13 protein-coding genes are annotated in these 19,001 nt (G+C 74.7%); 6 read left to right on the top strand and 7 right to left on the bottom strand.

Annotation, left to right across the window (positions count from 1 at the left end; all coding sequences use genetic code 11):
* Positions 1-91: 91 nt before the first annotated feature.
* Complete coding sequence (locus ABZ444_RS49910; RefSeq protein ID WP_358012066.1) at positions 92-763, bottom strand: GntR family transcriptional regulator; 672 nt, start codon at positions 761-763, stop codon at positions 92-94.
* Between the two features lie 152 nt (positions 764-915).
* Here ABZ444_RS49910 and ABZ444_RS49905 point away from each other — a divergent pair, with 152 nt between their 5' ends.
* Entirely contained in the window at positions 916-1,455 is a 540-nt protein-coding gene (locus ABZ444_RS49905; protein ID WP_358012063.1) for a YbhB/YbcL family Raf kinase inhibitor-like protein, read from the top strand.
* 342 nt (positions 1,456-1,797) lie between these two features.
* Here ABZ444_RS49905 and ABZ444_RS49900 read toward each other — a convergent pair whose 3' ends face one another.
* Both ABZ444_RS49900 and ABZ444_RS49895 read right to left on the bottom strand, forming a co-directional pair.
* Positions 1,798-2,124 carry a hypothetical protein gene (locus tag ABZ444_RS49900; protein ID WP_358012061.1) on the bottom strand — a complete coding sequence of 109 codons (327 nt, stop codon included), beginning with the start codon at positions 2,122-2,124 and terminating at the stop codon, positions 1,798-1,800.
* A 130-nt stretch (positions 2,125-2,254) separates the two neighbouring features.
* Positions 2,255-4,075: an acyltransferase domain-containing protein gene (locus ABZ444_RS49895; RefSeq protein WP_358012058.1), complete on the bottom strand. Its 1,821-nt coding sequence runs from the start codon at positions 4,073-4,075 to the stop codon at positions 2,255-2,257.
* 343 nt (positions 4,076-4,418) lie between these two features.
* On the opposite strand from ABZ444_RS49895, the gene ABZ444_RS49890 reads away from it, so the two are divergent.
* Positions 4,419-5,255 (top strand): helix-turn-helix domain-containing protein, encoded by an 837-nt coding sequence (locus ABZ444_RS49890; protein WP_358012055.1) that lies wholly within the window; start codon positions 4,419-4,421, stop codon positions 5,253-5,255.
* A gap of 76 nt (positions 5,256-5,331) precedes the next feature.
* On the opposite strand, the gene ABZ444_RS49885 is transcribed toward ABZ444_RS49890, so the two are convergent.
* The 3 genes from ABZ444_RS49885 to ABZ444_RS49875 are packed head-to-tail and all read right to left on the bottom strand — an operon-like array spanning position 5,332 to position 13,564.
* Positions 5,332-9,600 (bottom strand): hypothetical protein, encoded by a 4,269-nt coding sequence (locus ABZ444_RS49885; protein WP_358012052.1) that lies wholly within the window; start codon positions 9,598-9,600, stop codon positions 5,332-5,334.
* A gap of 1 nt (position 9,601) precedes the next feature.
* On the bottom strand, positions 9,602-13,084 hold the full coding sequence (locus ABZ444_RS49880; protein ID WP_358012050.1) for a hypothetical protein: 3,483 nt from the start codon (positions 13,082-13,084) through the stop codon (positions 9,602-9,604).
* A gap of 21 nt (positions 13,085-13,105) precedes the next feature.
* Positions 13,106-13,564 (bottom strand): hypothetical protein, encoded by a 459-nt coding sequence (locus ABZ444_RS49875; RefSeq protein WP_358012047.1) that lies wholly within the window; start codon positions 13,562-13,564, stop codon positions 13,106-13,108.
* A 176-nt stretch (positions 13,565-13,740) separates the two neighbouring features.
* Here ABZ444_RS49875 and ABZ444_RS49870 point away from each other — a divergent pair, with 176 nt between their 5' ends.
* Together ABZ444_RS49870 and ABZ444_RS49865 are read left to right on the top strand one after the other, a co-directional pair.
* Positions 13,741-14,493, top strand: a complete 753-nt coding sequence (locus ABZ444_RS49870) for a DNA-formamidopyrimidine glycosylase family protein (RefSeq protein ID WP_358012045.1) — start codon at positions 13,741-13,743, stop codon at positions 14,491-14,493.
* Positions 14,490-15,548 (top strand): spore photoproduct lyase family protein, encoded by a 1,059-nt coding sequence (locus tag ABZ444_RS49865; protein WP_358012042.1) that lies wholly within the window; start codon positions 14,490-14,492, stop codon positions 15,546-15,548. The genes ABZ444_RS49870 and ABZ444_RS49865 overlap by 4 nt, the downstream gene beginning before the upstream one ends.
* On the opposite strand, the gene ABZ444_RS49860 is transcribed toward ABZ444_RS49865, so the two are convergent.
* Complete coding sequence (locus ABZ444_RS49860; RefSeq protein WP_358012039.1) at positions 15,536-16,564, bottom strand: LysR family transcriptional regulator; 1,029 nt, start codon at positions 16,562-16,564, stop codon at positions 15,536-15,538. The two genes, ABZ444_RS49865 and ABZ444_RS49860, sit on opposite strands and share 13 nt — an antisense overlap.
* Positions 16,565-16,656: 92 nt before the next feature.
* Between ABZ444_RS49860 and ABZ444_RS49855 the strand changes: the two genes are divergently transcribed.
* Positions 16,657-17,985 carry an MFS transporter gene (locus tag ABZ444_RS49855; RefSeq protein ID WP_358012036.1) on the top strand — a complete coding sequence of 443 codons (1,329 nt, stop codon included), beginning with the start codon at positions 16,657-16,659 and terminating at the stop codon, positions 17,983-17,985.
* Positions 17,982-18,797 carry an alpha/beta hydrolase gene (locus ABZ444_RS49850; protein ID WP_358012034.1) on the top strand — a complete coding sequence of 272 codons (816 nt, stop codon included), beginning with the start codon at positions 17,982-17,984 and terminating at the stop codon, positions 18,795-18,797. The genes ABZ444_RS49855 and ABZ444_RS49850 overlap by 4 nt, the downstream gene beginning before the upstream one ends.
* Positions 18,798-19,001: the final 204 nt, after the last annotated feature.

Below are 19,001 nucleotides of genomic sequence, written 5' to 3'. Positions count from 1 at the left end.
CAACCCGCTACGACAAACTCGCAGTCCGCTACGAAGCCGTCATCGTCATCGCCGCGATCAACCAGTGGCTCAACGCCTTATGAAACAGGACCTAGGCGGAGGAGGTGAGGCCGGCGACGGTCGCAGCCAGATGGTCGGTCAGCACGGCGGCGGCCGTGTCGGCGTCCCGGGCCAGGGCCGCCTCCTCCAGCCGGCGGTGCTCGGCCACGCCGTCGCGGTCGGGGGTGCGCTGGGCCGACCAGCGGCGGGCCAGTTCGCCGGCCGTCCAGAGCCGGTCGAAGGTGTCCAGCAGCACGGGGTTGCCGCATCCGTCCAGCAGCGTCCGGTGGAAGACGCGGTGAGCCTCGGACCACGCGCCGCTGTAGTACTCGCCCTCCTCAGGGACGTACGCCGGGGTGCGGACGAGCCGGTGGTGGGCCGCGCGCACCCGGGATTCCCAGTCGAGGTCGCCACGCTCGATCGCCAGGCGCAGCATGACCGGCTCGATGGTACGGCGCGCCTCGGCGATCTCCTGCCAGCGCCGGTCGGAGAAGTCGGGGACCGCGAAGCCGCGATTGGGCAGACGCACCGCGATGCCCTCACCGACCAGCCGCACCAGGGCCTCGCGGACGACCGCCAGGCTGACGTCGTGCTGGTGGGCGAGCTCCTGCGGCTTGAGCGCCTGGCTCGGGACGTAGGCGCCGCTCATGATCGCGTCTCGGAGCAGCGCGTGCACCCGCTCCGAGAGCATCTGCTTGGTCGAGGTGTCGGCCGTCCGCGTCATGGGCTCAGCATAGACCATTCGCCACATAATCGATTATTCGTGTTATCGTCGATGATGTCCGGATGGCGACCTTGGCGTCGCCATCGTCGCCACCTGCCGCGCCGCTGGCCGGCAGGCCGGCTGATCAGCCTCTCCCTGAAGGAACGAACGCGATGAGCGTCAACAACCCCTTTGCCCGTCTTCCCGAAGTGCCCTCCTTCACCGTCACCAGCACCACGTTCACCGACGGCGCGCCGTGGCCCGCCGAGCAGATGTCCGGCGGCGTCCCGGGCGGCAAGGACGTGTCCCCTCACCTGACCTGGAGCGGCGCCCCCGAGGGAACGAAGAGCTACGCCGTGACCGTGTACGACCCGGACGCGCCCACCGGCTCCGGGTTCTGGCACTGGGCGGTGGCCGACATCCCCGCCACCGTCACCGAACTGCCCGAGGGCGCGGGCGACGACACGGGGTCGGGCCTGCCCGATGGCGCGTACCAGGTGCCGAACGACGCCCGCGCGGCGCGCTACATCGGCGCCGCCCCACCGGCCGGGCACGGCCCCCACCGCTACTTCGTCGCGGTGCACGCCCTCGACGTCGAGGCCATCGGCGTCCCGGCCGAGGCCACTCCGGCCTACCTGGGCTTCACCATCGCGGGCCACATCCTCGGCCGCGCGGTCCTCACCGCCACCGCCGAGACCCCCGCCGGCCCATGACCCCGATCGAGCTCGTCACGTCGGTCATCCGACCGCGCCACACCGACCACCGGCAGCGGCCGGATACGCCGCCTTTGTCACGAGCGGCCGGAACGAAGAGAAGAAGACCGGTTCGCCGGCGGGCACCGCGGTCGTAGTCCCGCACAGGCGCCGGCGTCACGACTGTCACCCCCGCCGTTCGACGGCCACCTGGAGGAACGGACCGATGCCCGCACGCCGCACGGAGAGGGCATCGGCCGATCCTCACGGCCGCACGTCGGCGGCGGCTGAGGGGAGCTTCGCCGGTGGAGCGTTCTCGGCCGTGGTCAAGAGTTCCCCACCGGCGGTTCGCGTCTTTCCGGTTCAGACACGGCGCTCGTCGACGCCCACGGCGCCGACGCCCGTGCCGAGCCGGCCGCAGACGCCCTGGGACTGGCCCGAACGACCCGGCGGGAGGTCGACCCAGTCGCCGACGACGTCGGGCGCCCAGCCGCAGGTGACCACGGCCCGGAACCGCCAGGTCTGGCCCGTCGGGTTGCTGCACATCGCGATGCCGAGATAGTTGTCGTTGTTGTGGACGAAGGTGTCGCAGTCGAGGACCGTGGCAGCCGACGCGGGTGTGGTGAGCCCCAGCGACAGCAGGGCGACGGACCCGGCGACGACCGCCGCGACATGCCTTGTCTTGCGCAATGCCCCTCCTGAACGAATGCTTGTCTGCTACTTACCGTCATGCAGCGTACGCAAAGAGTTGCGGCGACGGAAGGTGCGGTCTCGTCAGGAGTCGCTTCCCCGCGATGTCGGCGGCGGGGAGGCGGGGCGTTCATGCCGTGTTGGTCGCCGAGGGCCACGACCGTCCGTTCCCCTGCCACGGCTGCTCGCCGAAGGCCGGGGTGAGCTCGTACAGCAGCCGTTGCGGGCCCTGGTAGAAGGCGGCCAGCAGCGGGGGCGCCGCCTCCAGCTCGGCGGCCAGGACGTCGAGCGCGGCGGGCAGGTCGACGTCCGCGGTCGCGACCGCGACGCAGGCACAACCGGCCAGCTCGGCGGCCAGCGGCTGGATCGCCCCCGCGAACAGGCCGGCGATCGGGTGCGGCACCACCTCCTGGCGCAGTGCGTCCATGACGAGGGCGGCGATGCTGTGGAGGTGCGGGAAGCGCGCCGCGGTGGCGATCATCGCCTCGTGCACCGGTCCGGCGTCGGGGCCGGGACGGACGACCACCCGCAGGTGCCGGGGCGTCAGGGGCAGCCAGGTCCAGTCGATGGTGTCGGCGTCGGCCACCACCACGTCGTCGCGATCGTCGGTCAGCGCCCGCAACGCCAGGACGTCGGCCCCGCCGCACAGCAGCAACGTCGCCGGGGGCAACATGCGGTCGACGGGCGGGAAGAGCGGCGGCGCAGGAGCGAGCCGCGGACGCGCCACCCGCCCGAGCCCCGCGACACCGGCCACCCCCGACCGGCCCGTCTCCTGATCAGCGTCCCCCGGACGGCCCGGGGCGGGCACGAGCCCGGCACCGGCCTGCGGCAACGCGACACGTTCCACCGCCTCGCCGCGCCGGCCGAGCTCTGCGGGGCCGTCGCCGAGCTCTGCGGGTTCGTCGCGCCACGACGGTTCGATCTGGTCGACGAGCAGGGCAGGGCCGCCATGTGCGGCCGGAACCGGTGTGGGCGCGGAGCCGTTCGGCGCCGGTCCGGGGGTGTTCAGGGCGGCGGAGCGGGATGGCTCGCCTGGCCGCCAGGGGCCGCCGACGGCGAGCGGGGAGGCGGCGATGGCGGCGGGGACGATGGCGCGGACCAGCGCGACCGCGTCCTCGCCCGCCCCGCACTCCAGGAAGACCTCCGCACCGCGGGCGGCCAGCCCCCTGACGGCCTGGTGGAAGTGCACGGTGACGACCATGGCGTCGGCGGTGACGGCGACGGGGTCGTCGTCGGGGGTGAGCAGGCGTCCCAGCGTCGGCGAGAACACCGGCCAGCGCGCCGGGGCCGTCCTGACGCCGGGCAGGCGGCCTCTCAGGTCGGCGGCCGCGGCGGCGACCGCGGGCGTGTGGGCGGGGTGCGGGACCTGGAGTGCGGTGGCCGTCCAGCCCAGGTGTCCGGCGATCCGGGCCGCCGGCGGCATCAGCTCGCGCGGCCCCGACAGTACGCACCGGCGCGGCGTGTCGTCGCAGCCGACCACGAGATGGGGATGGTCGAGCAGCGCGACCAGGTGCCGGGCCTGCACGGCGGAGACGTCGAGGGACATCATCGCGCCCGGCCAGTCCAGGCCGGTCAGTGCGCGGCTGCGTGCGCAGGCCAGGCGCGCGCCGTCGCCCGCGCTCAGGACCCCGGCGGCGACCAGGGCCCACAGCTCCCCGAGGCCGTGGCCCACCAGCGCGTACGGCTGGAGCCCCTCCCGTACGAGGGTGTCGAAGGTGGCTAACGACACCGCCATCAGGGCCAGGTAGTGGCTCTCGGGGCCGGGCGGGCGGGGGGCGTCCGGGGTGAGGAGGTAGGCGCTGAGCGGTGGCGAGCCGTACTCGGCGGCGACGGCGTCGATCTCCGGCAGGAGCTCCGGGACGGCCGGCGTACGGGCGGCCAGGGGCGCCAGCACCCCGGCGGAGGGCATGGCTACGCTGCCCGGGAAGACCGCGACGACTTTGCTGCGCATGTAGTCCCTTCCTGGAGGCGGGGCTCTGCGGCACACGGGAAAGGACCGGCGAGGGGCGCGTCTCCGCGAACTGCTCGCGCCCGTCGCCGGTGCTCGTCCGGCCGAACGACTGATACCGCTCGCACACGATAAGTAGTCGTGTCATCGCGACACGTCACCCTATCGACGGAGAAACTCGCCTATAGCCGTCCGCACCCCTTGCGACGCACGCTCCGAAGTGTGCACTCGCCTCGCCGCGTCACGTTGAGTGATTGGTTAGTCACTTATAGCGGTCGGGAATCTGTGGAGCGCGTCCGTCCCGGTGATACGAACGGGTGGGTCAGTGCGACCCGGGGGGTGCGCGATGGAATTCTGCCCGGAAGAGATCGGCGGCGGCCACGGGGACGACGGACGAGCCGGGCCCGCCGCCGGACGCGGGGTGCTGCACGGCGCGTTCGCGGTGCTGGAGGAGCTCGCGCGGGTGGAGGAGGCCGGGCTGACGCAGCTCGCGGTGGCCACCGGCCTGCCCAAGGCGACCGCCCACCGGTTGTTGTGCCGGCTCACCGACCTCGGCCTGGTCCACCGCGAGGACGGCGGCCGCTACCGCATCGGCACGCGCATGTTCCGCTGGGGTCAGCAGTGGTCACCGGCCCAGGTGCTGAGCACGGCCGCCGTGCGACCGCTGCGGCGGCTGGCCGCCGCCGGATGCGCGGTGACCATCGCGGTCAGGGACGGCGAAGACGTCATCGTCGTCTCGGGGATCGGCGACCCGGCCGTGGACGAGGTCTTCCGCATGCGTCCCGGCCTGGTGTTGCCGGGGGCAAGCGCCGCCGAGGTCGTGCTGGCGGTGGGCAACCCGGCGTCGGGCCGCCGTCCTGAACCCGGCTGGAGCCTGCCGGAGGGGCATTCCCCGGCCGAATGGGCGCGGCGGATCGGTGACGCCCGCGAACGGCGGGTGGCGTTCGACTTCGAGGCGGCCCTGCCGCCCCTGGGATGTGTGGCCGCTCCCGTGCGCGCGCCGACGGGGGCGGTGGTCGCCGCGGCGGCCGTCGTGGTGGTCGGCACGAACCGGTTGCCCTTGCTGGCCGACGCCGTACGCGAGACCGCGGCGTGCATCAGCGCCAACCTGGCCCGCGTGCCGGGAGCGGGCCGCGCCCTGAGCCTGCTGGCCGCCCCGGAAGGGCCGCCACCCGACCGGTGAGCCCCAAGGCCATGAGCCATGCCCTCGGGAGCCGCGACCGGCGGCCGTCGCCGCCGGTCACGGCCGGGCCGCCCGGCTAGGCGTCGAAGTCGATGACCAGCCGCCCCAGCCGGGCGCGCAGCGGGACGCTGTCGGCGTGCGCGAGCCGCTCGCCCACCGGGATCCGCTCCTGCACACCACCCCCGGCGGCGTCGATGACGACTGTCGCGTCGGCCGTGCCTGGGTCGGTGCGATAGCGTTCGCGTTCCTCCACCAGGAGGCGGTACTGCCAGACGATGTCCAGCACCGCCGGCGGGATCACCGCCGACCACTCGTAGCCGGTCTGGGCCGTGCCGCAGGTCAGCTCGGCCGTGATCGGCGTGTCCGTCCAGTCGAGCTCTTCCGCGCTGGTGAAGGGCCGCCGCTGGACGGTCGCGGTGACGCGGTGGCTCGCCGCGACCCCGGGCAGCCCGGCACCGGCCTGCGCGCCGAGCTCGGTGGCGGCCGCGGGCCCGGCCAGGACGACGCGCAGCCCCCCGCCGGACACCTCCTCGACCGTCAACGTACGGCGCGGCACCAGCTGCGCGAACTCGGCCTGCACCACCGGCGACAGCTCCAGCCCCGTCAGCGCGTGCGGCTGGTAGCGGGCCAGGGCCAGGCGCAGGTAGGGGAAGCAGGCCGACTCCCGCCCGGCCGCGCCCAGGTCCACGTCCACGTCGGCGAACCACAGGCGCTTGGCCGCGTCGTACGACGGCTCGTACGCCACGATCGCCCCGGTCAGCTCGCGGCCCTCTCCCGACTCGGCCAGCCGCAGCCCGACGGCGGTGACGGGTCCGGGGAAGTTGCCGGGAGCGGGCGGGGGCAGCACGGTCGCGTCCGACCAGACGGGATCGGTGCCCCAACGGGTGGCCAGCCGGCCGGGCAGCGCGTCGCCCCCGGGCGGGTCGAGGACGACGGCCAGCAACTCGTCGTCGCCGGAGGAGAACCACGGCCGGTCCAGGTGCACCCGGACGCCGGCCCCGTCGCGTACCGACACGAAACGCCGGTCGCGGCGGTCCTCCTGCCGGCTCCACCGGAAGGTGGGCAGCAGGTACGACGGCTTCGGCGGCTCCGGCCGCCTGCTCGCGGGCACCGGCCAGCCCCGCCCGGACGGCCCGGCGCTCGGCTCGCCGGCGCTGGTGACGAGGCCGGGATCGGCGGTGATCGACGGGTGGAAGTACTCACGGAACCGGGTGGTGGCGGTCGGCCGGTAGGCGACGTTGCGGTGCAGCGTGTCGCCGAAGTCGTGGCGGACCGGGGTGGCCGAGTGCGGCAGGCGCACCTCGTCGCGGTCGGAGTATTCCAGCTCCACCCGGCCGACGTGGGCGTGCTCCCTGAGCCGGCGGGGGGCCGGTTCGGTGACGTCGTCGATCCAGCGTGTCCAGGTGGCGTCGATGTCGACGTGCCCGGTGCTGCGGGGGTGCGCGCGCAGTGTGCCCCGCAGGTCGGCGAAGGTCTGTTCGGGATCGCGATCGAAGTCCAGCCCGGCGAGCGCGGGCGGCGACAGCGGGCGTTCGACGGCGTGCACGAGGCGCAGCTCCGTGTACGGGGTGAGCAGCCAGTTCAGCCCGGCGACGGTCTCCTCGGCGATCAGCTCCCGTTCGGCGTCGGTCAGGTCGCGCCAGAAGTCCGAGACGAGCAGGCGCTGCCAGACGGGCAGGAGGGCGAGGTCGGCCGCGGTGAGCCGGCAGCTGAGCCGGACGGTCGCCATCTCGGCCTTGGGCAGGTGGACGGTGAGCCGGCGCGGGATGTCCTGCCATCGCGGCGGCCCGTCCCCCTCCTCGATCCGCAGCGTGAACGGCGCCGCGTCCGGCCAGACGTCGTGGAAGCCGTCGTAGAAGGAGACGGGGTGGATGGGCGGCGCGCCCGGCAGGCCGTACAGCGTGACACCCCTGGCCAGGACGTCGGGCAGGTACGGCAGGATCAGCTCGGAGGCGGTGTGCACGACGAACTCGCCCCGCTTCAGCCCGGCGCCGCGCGTCACGGGCAGCTGGGTGACCGGTTCGGGGTCGGCGGCGTCGTGCTTGGCGACCGCGATCTCGCCGAAGAACAGCAGGTCGCGGGTGCGGCGCGGGTCGTCGGCGTAGCTGACCACGGTGTCGAGGAACGTGCCGGACTCGCGCGCGGCGGCCGTGAAGAACCTTCTGCGCACCTCCTGCGGCCGGTCGCCGCCGATGGCGTCGTCGAACCGGCCGTGCCGCTCGGCCATCTGCAGCGACGTCTTGGGCGGGGCGACGAACCGCTCGTCGTAGTAGACGTACCGGCGGCTCAGCCCGTCGGCGGCGGGCGGGTGGTCGGTGTGGCCGGGGACGTTCTGGCGGTCGAGGGCCCATTCCCAGGCGGGCACGTCCCGTCCGGCGGCCGTGACGGTGCTCCGGATGACCAGGCACTGGCTGGACTCGCCCTCGTTGAACGGCTTGCGCTCGACGATGACGGGCGGCGGCACCGGCTCCCACCGCGAGTACGTGATCGCCCGCGACAGCGCGGACGCGGGCGCCTGCGCCGCCGGGTCCAGGGCGTTGCCCGCCAGGTCCACGACGCGGGCCCGCAGCCGGTAGGTGCGCCCGTACCGGAGCGCCGGCAGCGAGCCGGGCACCGGCGTGAACTTGGTGTCGAGCGGGAAGTTCGCGTCCACCTCCGGATCGGCGACGACCGGCCGGCCGAACCTGTCCAGCGTGCGGCCGGGCAGCGGGGCGGCCAGGCTCCAGCCGTCCCAGCCGAACAGCGCCTGGTGCACGTACAGCTCGTCGGTCCTGGTCGCGTCGCGGGTGACGGCGCTCGCCCGGACGGCGCCCTCGTCGTCGGCGATCCCCTCGATCCAGTACGGCGGCTGCCCGCCGCGGCGGATGAGGTAGGAGCCCCGGCGGCGGCACAGGGAGAGCCAGCCGGTGACCGCGCCGCCTGGGCCGACGACCCCGGCGTCCACGCGGAACCCGCGGACCAGGTGCCCGGCGTGCAGTTCGGGCACCGCGTCGTCCGATCCCCGCTGGTGGGCGGCGTCGTCGCCGATCTGGGCGGCCAGCCAGGCGTCCCGTCCGCGGTGGAAGACGGTGAGCCCGGCGCCCTGGAGCGCCGTCGTGCCGGTGCCCAGGTGCTGCGCGCTCGGCTGGCCGCTCGGCCCGCTCAGCCCGTGCATGCGCTCGATCAGCGCGGTGAAGTCGGCCGCCTTGATGGCCGCGCCGTCGACGTCGGCGTCGGTGACCGTCCAGTCGTCGCCGCCGAGGCCGAGCCAGCCACCCTGGACGGGGTGCCCGGGCGGCGACGCGGCGGTGAAGCGCTCCTCCGGCGCGAAGTCGAAGAGCGTCCACGGCCGCAGCCGGTCGGTGTCGAACGGCGGGGGCACGTCCTCGAACGCCACCCGGAGCCGTCCGGCGGCGGCGAGCCCCGAAGGCACGGGGACCACGAGGTCGAGGACGAGCCCGAGCCGACGGCACAGCTCCGGATAGTCGGCCAGGAAGCCGCAGACGCCGTGGAACTCCACCTCGGGCGGGTCCGGCCGGGGCTGGACGGCCTGCGCGCCCGCCGGGCCGCCGCCGTCGCCCGGAGGTTTGGGCCGGTCGTAGAACCGGACGGCCTCGGCCAGCGCGAACCTCGTCTCGTCCCCCCGGTAGGCCGCGCTCGTCCGGTCGAGGGTGGCGGGGCCGAGGTCGGCGGCGGCGCGGACGCCCCCGCCGATCATGCCGTCGATGGCCCGGTAGGCGGCCTGGGGGTCGCCGCTGAACCTGCTCATCTCGCCGACCACCGGGAGCTCGCGGACCAGACCGGTGTACGGCTGACGCCAGGGCCGTCGCGGCCGGCCGTCTCCGCGGTGGCCGAGGGCGGCGTCGCCGCTTCCCGGAGGTGTGAGGCGGTCGCTGATCACGGCTTGGCCGATCTGGTCGTACAGCGTGGCGATCCGCTCGTGGACCAGCGCCGCGGGGAACGACCGCAACACCCGCACGCCCGGCGAGCCCGCCGCGACCGCCGTGCCGAGTGCGCCCGCGGCGGCCAGGGAGCGCGACCGCACCGGCGAGGCGGCGGGGAAGAGTCTCCCCCACAGGTCGGAGTCGGGGGCCGGGGAGCGCGGGTCGGGGCGCGGGACGACCGGGGCGGCGTGCCCGTCCCACACGATCCGCAGGGCCGGCAGCACCGTCTCGCGCAACGTCCTCGGCCAGTCGGTGAACTCCCCGACGTCGTCGAGCCGACCGCGCGGCGCCTCCAGCCGGGGGCCGACGGCGACCGACAGCCGCACCTCGCCCGGCCCGGCCGGCCCGGCCGGCAACGCCGTCCACAGAACCTTGAACGTGCCCATGTGCTCCCCCGTACTCTGTCCGGTCCGTTCGCTCATGTCAGGCCACCTCCGCGAAGGCGCCGCAGTACTCGGCGACCGGGTCTCGTCGCGCGCCGGTGACCGGATCCCGGTACGGCGCCATCATCTGGGCGAAGGTCGCGGCGGAACCGGCCGCCTGGCCGCCGTCCACGACCACGGCTTCGGCGAGCTCCGCGGCGGCCGTCAGCGACCGGGCGCCGCCGAACCGCTTCTCGCAGCTGATCTCGACGGACTCCTCGAAGAACCCGATCTCGATGGTGATCGTGATTCTCGCCCGGCCGACCGCGTCGCCGCCCTCGTACCCCAGCTCCAGGTAGAGCTCGATCGAGGCGGAGACCAGGCCGAGGACGTCCACCTCGCCGCGGGCGCGGAAGTAGCCGAACAGGACGGCCTGCCCGGTCGCGGCGTCGAGGTGGAAGTAGATCCCGGCCATCACCGACACGCTGCCGCTGGCCACCCCGAAGTCGACGGACGCCGCGGCCCCGAACTCCAGGCCGGCGTCCAGCGCGCGGACCCCGTCGGGCGACAACACGATCCCAAACCAGCCGCCGCCGCCGAACAGCGAGACGGTGAGCCGGAACGGCGCGTCCCTGCGGCAGAACGCGAACCCGATCTCCAGCGGCCGGGTGCCCGCGAACGGCAGGTCCAGGTAGGCGTTCAGGGAGATGTTCTCCAGGCTGAAGACGCCAATCGCCAGGTTCGGCAGCGGCATCCCGTATCTCGCCAGCACGCCGCGCGGGGAGACGTCGAGCGTCGGCGGGTCGCTGAAACCGTCGAGCGGGATGATCCGGCGCAGCGTCTCGACGAACGACAGCGCCCCGATGAACTCGACGTTCCGGAACGCCACCTCGACGTCGGGCTTCTCACCGGCTCGCACGGTGAACCTGATCCGCCGGAAGTCCAGCCGCATCGCCTCCAGCACGCCCGGCAGCAGCACCAGGTCGAACTCCTCCAGCGTGCAGGTCACGTCGGCGGCCGGGCGGGTGTCCGGCCGCAGCCCGGCGCGCAGGTCGACGACCACGGAGAAGCGGCCCTTGCGCGCCGGGTCGCCGTGGCCGTCGTGCGGGACGAAGACCGGCTGCTCGCCCTCCCGCAACGACCAGGGCTGGATGTCGGGCGTCCATTCCAGCCGGGCGGCGACGGACTCCGGCAGCCGCAGGCCGGCCTTGGCGGTCTCGATCGCCTGCCGCAGCGGCAGCACCCCGGCGGGGGCGTCGTCCCAGATGGCGAGGGCCTGTCGCAGGTGGCCGAGCAGCGTGACGACGGCGTGGTCCACCTCGGCGGGAAGGCCGGTGCCGAGCGCGTCGAGGGCGGCGCTGAAGTCGCGGAAGGCCGCGTCCACCTGGCCGAGGTCGGCCGTGCCCGCGATGAACGCCTCGACGGTGGCGGCGAGGGTCAGCGCGGTGGTCCGTACCCGCCCGGCCGCGGCGGCCACCGCCGGGAAGCGCGCGGCCACGCCGGTGAGCTGGCGTTCGGCGCGGCGCAGGTCGCTGAGGAAGGCGGTGGCGGCGTTGACGGTCTGCGTGACGAACCGCGGCGCCTTCAGCTCCTCGTCCAGGCCGGCCGCCTTGACCAGGGCGGACAGCGGAATGACGCCGAACAGCTTCGCGCCGATCGCGTCGAAGAAGTCCGAGGGCCGGAAGGTGCCGTCGGCGACGGTGCCGAGCGGGTCGGCCGCCGCGGCGAGCGGGTCGGCTGCGGGCGTTCTGCCGGCGCTGACCGGCCCGGTCAGCCGGGACAGGCCCGCGACGGTGAACGTGGGCGCGGCCAGGCCGCCGGCCCGGTCCCGCTGGTCGTCGAAGTCCATGACCAGCGGGGACGTGCCGGTGACCAGCTCCAGGAAGACCTCGCCGGGGTTGACGGGGTCGCCGGGCCTGTCGGGCGTCCGGTCGAATGCGGCCTGCCGGTAGCGCTGGGCGTACCGGACCAGGCGAGGTCCGGGCGCGCCGGTGAGCCTGCTCACGGCCGGCACCACCGCCGAGGCCCAGCGCAGCACCGGAAGGAAGCCGGGGATCCGCTGGAAGAACTGGTCGTCGCGGTCCGTCGGCAGGGCGGCCCCCCAGACGAGGGTCGCGGCCTCGACGGTGGTGTCGTCGGGCGCGGCGGGCGCCGCGACGGCGACCCGGGCGCCGCGCAGGGCGGCGCTCAGCCGGTCCGGCGGGGTCTCCGCCGGACCGGGGTCCAGGGCGTTGTACGCCGCTGCCGCCGCCGCAAGGTCGGCGCCCTTGTTGAAGTTCTCGGTGAGGAACAGCAGCGGGGTGCTGAACTCGGTCTCCCGCCCGGCCAGGTCGGTCGCGCGCACCTTGAACAGGAACGGATCCTGGTCGCGGGCGGCGGGGAAGAAGGCGTACTGCCCTTCGCGCACCGGCAGGACGTCGGCGGGCGGCGAGAGGTCGGGGGTGACCAGGGTCAGCAGTTCGACCCGCCGGAACGGGAACAGGGCGTCGAGCCGTTCGCCGTCGTCGTCGCGGCGGACCGTGCCGGGCGGGAAGTCCCTGACCGGTTCGCGGCAGAGGATGAAGATGCGCTGGGCCAGGTAGGCGGGATGTTCCGGGCGATCGGGGTCGAACTTCCGCTCGGTCACCTTCACCAGGTCCGCGCGGTGCCCGAAGGGGCACAGATAGCCCGAGTAGAGCACCCGTACGTAGTGGTCGCGGCCCATGGCCGCGCGGTGCCGCCACTGGCTGACGTTGGTGATCGACGGGCGGGGGTCCCAGCTGCCGAGTGCGTCGAGCCAGCCGCCCAGGGCGGACAGGATCAGGTGGCCGACCTCGACGGGCACCGGCACGTACGGCTGGTGCCCCGGCTCGGTGAACAGCCCGCGGTCGCTGGTGAGGTGGACGAGCGCGGCCCGGTCGGCGGGCGTCAGCGACGTGGTGAGCGGGTCGGGCGGCGGATCGACCGGCGTGTCGCCGGGGAAGTCCCTGGTCCACACGGCTCTGGCCCGCGTGTCACGCACCCGCGTGTGCCACAGCTCCACCCGGTCCGCGTCGTCGGCCGGGGTTGTGCGGTGCGTCCAGCGCACGTCGGGGGGCGGTGACAGCAGCAGCCGGTACGGCAGCTCGATCGCGGTCCGCGGATCCCCCGCCGGGTCGCGCAGCGGGTCGGCCGGGCCCTCGTCGCCCACCGTGCGCAGCGGCAGCCGTTTCATGGCCGCCAGCAGGCCCTCGGCGGTGTACGGGACCTCGTCGTCGGGCCCCACGACGAAGACCAGCATGCTGCGCCCGCTGATCCGGGAGACGACGGGAGGCGCCGGATGGGGCTGCACCGGGACGGGATCGGGCAGCCCGGCCCCGGCCGATTCGAAGAACGCCTGCTCCACGATGTGCTGCGCGGCGAACGTGACGACGATCAGCCCCTCGCGGTCCGGCACGGTCCTGACCAGGATCCGGCGGGCCGACGGGCGCTTGAACGACAGGCCGGGAAAACCGAAGCGCAGATCCGCCAGGTCGGCGGTGCGGACCAGGCGGACCTGCTCCGGCTCCTCCGCGGGACCGGTCAAGGTTTCACCACCCTTTCCCGCTCAGCCGACGAAGGGGGAGGAGAAGGCGAACTGTTCCCGGTGGACCAGGTCGGTGACCTGGACGGACCCCACGGCGCGGTCGAACTGGAAGGGGTTGTTGTCGGGGACGCTCCGGGTGCCGCAGAACGCGGTCTGCCCGTTCTGGAGGTGGATGGCGGTGCACCTGGCGTTGCCGGGAAGGGGGTCGAGCGTGGCGGTCAGGCTCTCGACCTCCACCGCGAAGCCCGTGCCGTTGAAGACCTCGGTCTGGGCCTGCTTCCAGGAGGCGCCGGTGCCCCAGATGCAGGCCCGGGCCGACAGGCCGGGGAAGACCATGCTGGAGACCCAGCTCCCGCACGTCGGGTCGGCCGCGGCCCGGACGCTGCTCGCGGCGGCCGCACCAGGCGCCGTCACCGCCGCCCCCGCCACCACCGTCGCGATGAGGGCCCGGGACAGGGCTCTCGCCGATCTGTCGTTCATCGTGCTCGTCCTTCCGTGGAACGGCATGATCGCCCAAGTTTCGTCGCTTCGGGTGAGCGATCACTTACGTTGCGTCCATGCTGTGGGCGCGCAAGGTGGGCGGGCAACGTTCGGTCCACTCAGTGGACCGGCCGCTCGCGGCGCGTCGGCGCAGCTCACGGGGTATGGCCCCGGGCATGCCCGAAGGACATCTCATCCACCGGCACGCCGCCGGGCAGCACGCGGACCTGGCCGGGCGGACGGTGCTCGCCGCGGGGCCGCAGGGGCGGTTCGACGCGCGGCCGTGGGACGGGCGGGTGCTGGCGGAGGTGGAGGCGGTCGGCAAGCACCTGCTGTACCACTTCGCGGACGCGCCCACCGTGCACGTCCACCTGGGCATGCGGGGCATCTTCCTGCGGTACGACGATCCGGGGACGTCGCCGCGGCCCGGCACGCGGTTGCGGCTGGCGACCGGCGAGGTGGCCTACGACCTGATCGCGCCTTCGCGGTGCGAGGCGCTGACCAGCGGGCAGGTGGCGGCGTTGCGGGGCTCGCTCGGTCCCGATCCGCTGCGCGCGGACGCCGTGCCGGAGCAGGCCGTGGCCCGGCTGACCGCGTTCGGCGGGCCGGTGGGCGCGGCCGTGCTGGACCAGCGGGTGTGGTCGGGCATCGGGAACGCGTGGCGGGCCGAGCTGCTGTTCCTCGTCGGCCTGCATCCGAACGCCCGCGGCGTCTCCGCCGAGGCCGCCGGACGGTTGTGGGACACGGCGGTCAGGTATCTCGCTCTCGGCCGGGACGCCGGTCAGGTGGTGAGCGACCCGGACGCCCCCTCCGAGCGCTGGGTGTACCGGCGCGAGCACTGCCGAAGCTGCGGCGCACCCGTGCTGACCTGGCAACTCGCGTCCAGGACCGCATACTCTTGCCCCATGGAACAGCCGGAGCGGCCGTGACCGGCCTCCTCGACGTCCGGCGGATCTACGCCGAGCCCGCGGCCGCCGCGCTGCCGCGCGGGCGCGCGATCCTCGCCAGGTTCCCCGGCGCCGAGATCGTCGAGGTCGAGAGCCACCACCGCATCCCCGAGCTGTACGGCGACGAGGCGAACGTGGCCCGCTGGGTGCGCATCAAGACCGAGGCGCTCGTGCTCGGCGTCAAGAAGTCGCTGACGGCCCGGCCCAACGACCGCTCGGCCGACTTCATCGCGCCCTCCACGGCCAACGGCTGCGCGATGGCGTGCGCCTACTGCTACGTGCCCCGCCGCAAGGGTTACAGCAACCCGATCACGGTGTTCGCCAACATCGACCAGATCACCGGCTACCTGCGGCGGCACGCCGGCCGCCAGGGCGTCAAGCCTCAGCCCGACCAGGTCGATCCCCGTCTGTGGGTGTACGACATCGGCGAGAACTCCGACTGCTCGCTCGACGCCACGATCTGCGACAACGTCCGGGACCTGGTCGAGCTCTTCCGCGACCTGCCCAACGCCAAGGCCAGCTTCGCCACCAAGTACGTCAACCGCGACCTGCTCGGCTGGGACCCGCGGGGGCGTACGCGCGTGCGGTTCAGCCTCATGCCCGCCGCCGACTCCAAGCTCCTGGACATCCGTACCTCGCCGGTCGCCGAGCGCATCGACGCGATCGCCGACTTCGTCGCGGCCGGCTACGAGGTCCACGTCAACCTGAGCCCGGTGGTGGTCCGGGACGGCTGGCTGGCGGACTGGGCCGAGCTGCTGGAGCGGCTCGACGACGCGTTGTCGCCCGAGGCCCGCGCCCAGCTCGCCGCCGAGGTGATCTTCCTCACCCACAACGACCGGCTCCACCAGGTCAACCTGGGCTGGCACCCGAAGGCGGAGGAGGTGCTGTGGCGGCCTGAGCTGCAGCAGGCCAAACGGTCGGAGACGGGCGGCTGGAACGTCCGCTACCGCAACGGCCACAAGGGCCGCTACGTCGACGCCCTGACCGGCCTGATCGCCGCCAGGCTCCCCTACTGCCGCATCCGCTACGCCTTCTGACGGCCTGGCCCGGCCTCGGGTCCGGGGAACCAGGCGCCGTCCGGGACGTCGAGCCAGTCGTGGGCGCCGGCCAGCTCGTCCACGGCCCGGTGGAGGGCGCGCAGGCCGGGATGGTCGTCGTCGGCGCGCCAGCTCATCGTCCAGGGGAACATCGCGACCGGGTCCACGAGCGGGCGCAGCACCGCGCCGGGGATGTCGGGCTGCGTGGTCAGCGTGAGGATGGGCGCGTCGCGGTCTCGGAGGTGCTGGGCCAGCTCGTCGCCGCCGCGCACGTGCGGGTGGGCCAGGGCGGCGTCGACGCCGAAGGGGGCCAGCAACTGCAGGACGGCGTGCTCCCAGCCGGGCGTGGCGTGGTCGCCGGCACGGATGCACGGGCTCGCGCCGCGCAACGACTCCAGGGGGATCGCGGGCAGCCGGGCCAGCGGGTGACGCTCGGGCAGCAGCACCGCGATGCGCTCGTGGCGCACCGGCCGCCACCGCACACGGCCGGACGCTCCGGGGCCGGACGCTCCAGGACCGGACGCTCCGGGGCCGGGCGCTCCAGGACCGGACGCTCCGGGGCCGGGCGCTTCGGGGCGGCGGCCGAAGGTGACGTCGAGGCGGCCGTCGGCGAGCAGGGCCGGCGCCGCCTCGGTGCCGCTGTGGAAGCGGGCGAAGAACTCCACCCCCGGCGCGTGGGCGCGGGCCGCGGCCAGCACCAGGGCAGGGGTCAGACCGGCGCCGACGACGTCGACCGTCAGCGACCTGGGCCGGCCGCGCAGGTCCAGCATGGTGGCGTCGTACAGGGCGAGGATCTGCCGGGCCCGGGTCAGCAGGAGGCGCCCCTCAGGGGTGAGGGCGACCTTGCGGGTCGTGCGCTCCAGGAGCCGGCGGCCCACCCGGTCCTCCAGCTTGCGGACATCGCGGCTGAGCGCCTGCTGCGCCACGTACAGGCGCTGGGCGGCCCTGCTGAAGTGCAACTCCTCGGCGACGGCCACGTAGTGGCGCAGCAGGCGGATCTCGACGTCGTCCGGCATGCCACCTTCCTACCTGATTCACACAGCAGGCGCGTGAATCGCGTTCGAACAGGTGTTGGACCCGGGCGCCGCGCCACCGCGAGGATCAGGACATGGCCGGACGAGGAACGATCACGCTGTGCTACGGGCTGACGGGCGTCACGAACGCGGTGTGGGCCGCCACGCTGCCCGCCACCGACGCGCGCCTCGGGCTCGGGCCCGGCGGGCTCGGCGCGGTGCTGATGGTGCTGGCCGCCGGCGCCCTCGTGGCCATGCCGGTGGCCGGACGGCTGTGCGACCGGTGGTCCGGGGGCGGGCTGCTGCGGGTCTGCGCCCCGGCGGCGGCGCTCGCGCTGGCCGGCCCGGCCCTGGCGGCCGGCACCGGGCCGCTGATGGTCTCCGCCGCCCTGCTCGGGGTGCTCTTCGGTCTGCTGAACGTGGCCCTGAGCGTCCAGGCGGTGGCCGTCGAGCGCGGGCTCGGGCGGCCGATCATGGCCACGGTGCACGGCACGTGGACGCTCGGCGCGGTGGCGGGCGGCGCGCTCGTCACGGCGGCCCTGCGAGCGGGGGCCGACGTGCGGGTGCTGATGCTCGTGGGCGCGACGGTCCTGACCGCCGCCATGGCCGCCGTCGGGGGCGCCGCCATGGCCACCACCAGGGCCGCTGTCGGGACCGCTGTCGGGGGCGCTGTCGGGACCGCTGTCGGGACCGCTGTCGGGGGCGCCGTCGGGGGCGCCGTCGGGGGCGCTGTCGGGGCCACCGGCGGGGATGCGGGTGCAGCGCGAGGGGCGCAGTCGCGGGGGCCGGCCCGGCTGCGGCCGGGGCTGGTGGCCATGCTGGGCGTGATCGGTGCCGCCGCGTTCGTCGCCGAGGGCGCCGCCACCGACTGGGCCGGGGTGCACGCGACCCGCGTCCTGGGCGCCGACCCGGCCACCGGGTCGCTGGTCTACACCGTCTTCTTCGTGGCGATGACGCTCGTCCGCTTCGCCGGCGACGCCGTCAGGACGCGGCTCGGCGTCCGCGTCACGATCCGGCTGGCCGGCGTGACCGCCACCGCCGGTTACGGGCTCGTCCTGCTCGCGGGCGTGCTGCCCGCGGGGGAGGCCGCCCGTCTGGGCTGCGCCATGGCCGGTTGGGCGCTGTCCGGCGCGGGCGTGGCCGTGGTCTGGCCGGTCGTGGCCAGCCTGCTCGGAACGGCGGGCGGGTCCGCGCGTGGCCTGTCCGCGGTCACCACCGTCAGCTACGGCGGCGGCCTCGCCGGCCCCGCCCTCATCGGGTACGTCGCCACGACGGCGTCGCTGCCCCTCGCACTGGTGATCCCGGCAGCCCTGGCGCTGCTCGTGGCCGTCGCCGCACCACCGCTGCTGGACGCGGTCGTCACGACCGCGGCCGACCATCCGGCGGCCCACGTCAGGGCCGTCGTTTCCAGGAGGACATCATGACCACGACCGTCTCCACGCTCGACGTCCCGGGCGCCCGCCTGCACTTCGAGGTACGCGGCCAGGGCCCGCTCGTCGCGCTCGTCGGCGCGCCGATGGACGCCGGCTCCTTCGCCGCGCTGGCCGACCTGATCGCCGACGACCACACGGTGCTGACCACCGACCCGCGCGGCATCAGGCACAGCCCGCTGGACGACCCCGCCCAGGACTCCACGCCGCGGCTGCGCGCCGACGACCTGTCCCGCCTGCTGGCGCACGTGGACGCCGGGCCGGCCGTCGTCCTCGGCTCCAGCGGCGGGGCCGTCACCGCGCTGGCCCTGGCGCAGGCCCGTCCCGAGCAGCTGCGCGGCGTCATCGCCCACGAACCGCCGCTGATCGAGCTCCTGCCGGACCGCGACAAGCTGCACCGCCAGACCGACGAGCTCATCGCCGCCTACCTGAGCGGCGACGTCGTCGGCGCCTGGGCGGGGTTCATGGGCCAGGCGGGCATCACGGTGCCCGACGGCGCGCTGGAGATGATGTTCGGCGGCCCGCGCGACCCGCGGGACGTCGCCGACGAGCGCCGCTGGTTCGCCCACGAGCTGCACGCCACCACGCACTGGGCGCCCGACCTGGACCGGCTGCGCTCGGCGCCCGGTCTCGTGATCGGCATCGGCGAGGAGTCGGCCGGGCAGTTGTGCGACCGCGCCTCCCGCGCCCTGGGGCTGGCGCTCGGGCTGGATCCCGTCCTGTTCCCCGGCGACCACACGGGCTTCGCCGACGCCCCCGACGCGTTCGCGCCCGTGCTGCGGGCCGTGCTGGACCGGCTGCGCTGAATTCGCGGCGACGACGCCGCACGCCGGCCGCCTCCCGGTCCGGCGGCGCCGTCAGGTCGGCGAACCGACCTGGGGCGGGGGGGGGGGGGGGGCGCCCCCCCCCCCCCCCCCCCCCGGCGGGGGGGGGGCCCCCCGCCCCCCCCCCCCCCCCCCGCGCCGGGGGGGCGCGGGGGCGTCTGAGGGGACCGCGCTCGGTGTCACCCC

The organism is Nonomuraea sp. NPDC005730 (assembly GCF_040630865.1).
In the GTDB taxonomy this organism is placed as follows: domain Bacteria; phylum Actinomycetota; class Actinomycetes; order Streptosporangiales; family Streptosporangiaceae; genus Nonomuraea.
This window is presented reverse-complemented; position numbering and strand designations above follow the sequence as displayed.